The 1,949-nt window shown below is 40.3% G+C and carries 1 protein-coding gene; it reads right to left on the reverse strand.

The window, feature by feature from the left end; all coding sequences use genetic code 11:
• Window positions 1-187: 187 nt before the first annotated feature.
• Window positions 188-1,852 (reverse strand): IS1182 family transposase, encoded by a 1,665-nt coding sequence (locus tag BV372_RS08600; RefSeq protein WP_086685862.1) that lies wholly within the window; start codon window positions 1,850-1,852, stop codon window positions 188-190.
• Between the last annotated feature and the right edge of the window lie 97 nt (window positions 1,853-1,949).

The following is a 1,949-nucleotide window of genomic DNA, read 5'->3' on the forward strand; positions in this document are numbered from 1 at the left end:
AGGATACAGCTGGCAAATAGGGGGTAATACCCCTCAATATAAGCCCAAACTGAAAATAACACAGCAATCAGTAGGCGATATCAAAAAGGTGCATCAAGTATTGCACCTTTTTAAGCATGAAAATATCAGACCAAAGCACAAAAAAGTGGACTTGGGCAACAAATTGTGATGAAAAACTGTTTTTTAATTAAGCACAATTAACAAGTAAACTAGCAAAAGAACTAGTGCGAGTACGAGCTTGAGGAATATGATTTGACCAGGCAAAAAAACGACTTAAATTGATTGCACAAGCTGTAGCAATATGTTGTAGATGTGTTTTGGCTAGTCCAAAATAGCGCGTGCGTCGCAAATCAAATCTGCCGACACCTTGGGAAATAGTACCCTCAACACCAGCTCGACGAGCATAGTTTTGCTCAAATTCAGGAGTTTGTTGCTGGTGACGACGTTGTTGTAGTGCCTCAAATTGCTCACGAGGTCGCAACTTAATCTTGCGTGCAGCAGTAGCAGAAGAAGTACAAAGATTTCTCAATGGGCAAACAGCGCAAGTTTTACGGTCAAAAATAATTTCAATCAAGGGATTGTAATTACAGTCACGAGCTTTTCGCCATAAACGACTAGAATTTCCTTGTGGACAGATGGCAACTTTTTCGTCCCAATCAATGACAAAGGCACTGACATCAAAACCTGTTTTTAACTTTGCCTGCCAACTGGTATCAATAGCCACTGGTCCAATTAGTGAAATTTGATGAACCTGATGACTTTCAACTAATTGGTAAGCATCTACATAAGCAGCATCCACATAATGCTCCTGTGGTAACAAGTTTTTTATTGCCAATTTGTGATGAATCATTGATGTGATTTCCCCATCAGGAGTTGTGGCTGCTGTTGTCTCTACATGAGTAATGATATTTGGAGTAGACTCATCACAGGTTTCGCTCAAATGTACTTTATATCCCGTCCAATTTATCTCACGCTTACTACTATTACGAGCTTCAATATCATAGGGGGATTCAATACAGATTGAATTGGGTGGTAGTCCCGTCTGCTCTGGTTTTCGCCAGATTAGTCCGTCTTGGTCAAATGTGTACTGTTGCATCCAGATTTTTCTTAATGTCTGCACACTATCTAGTTCAGATAAATTCCATCTATCAAGACTTCCAAACCAAATGTGTTGCAGGAGATAATGTCCATCAAATCCGATTTTTAGTGCTAATTCTTCCCGGTCATTTTTATTTTTTGGTAAGCGGTAATTATCAAATCGCCAACTGTATCGCTCAAACCAATCTTCACTAATAATTGCTCTCAACCATGATGGTGCTACTGAAGCGATAGAGTTCAGTGCTGCTCTTAATGTTTCTCCTACCAATTCCAAACGATTTAGTTGTCGGATTGCTGCGATGACTTGTGTTGAATCTGTTCTTTGCTTTCCTCGATGCTTGATGAGTTTTTTTTCTTGAAACCTCAACAGCATTACATCTAACAACTTGTTCGTTAACTCATACTCGCATAATCGAGAGCGAAATTCGCTCAATACACTACAATCAAATCCCGGATCTGTTAGTTCTAAACCAAGCGCATATTTCCAATCAATTCGACTCCTGACTGCATCTGCTGCTTGTCTATCGCTTAATCCTTCCGCAAATTGCATGACTGTGATCAGTGCCAACTTCCCTGGCGACATTGCTGATTGTCCACATTTGCCTAAGTACAACTCAGCAAACTCTGTGTCTGTGTATAACACTCCCAATTCCTCGTACATTTTCATGTACATATTCCCTTTTGGGAATGACGCACGCGCTATTGTTGCTGTTTGTTCTGGTATTTCCCATTCAGGTAAAGGATGCAATGTCATACGCAGATCCAACAAAATATTCTTCTTTTTGTATCTTCTTGCTTGTTGCAAGTAGCTTTGTTAGGGGGTATTACCCCCTATTCGCCAGCTGTATCCG

This window comes from Nostoc sp. T09 (assembly GCF_002154695.1).
Lineage (GTDB): Bacteria > Cyanobacteriota > Cyanobacteriia > Cyanobacteriales > Nostocaceae > Aulosira.

Excerpts from the sequence above, each read along its gene's own strand:
- BV372_RS08600 (WP_086685862.1), bottom strand. The coding sequence starts at position 1,852 with ATGACATTGCATCCTTTACCTGAATGGGAAATACCAGAACAAACAGCA.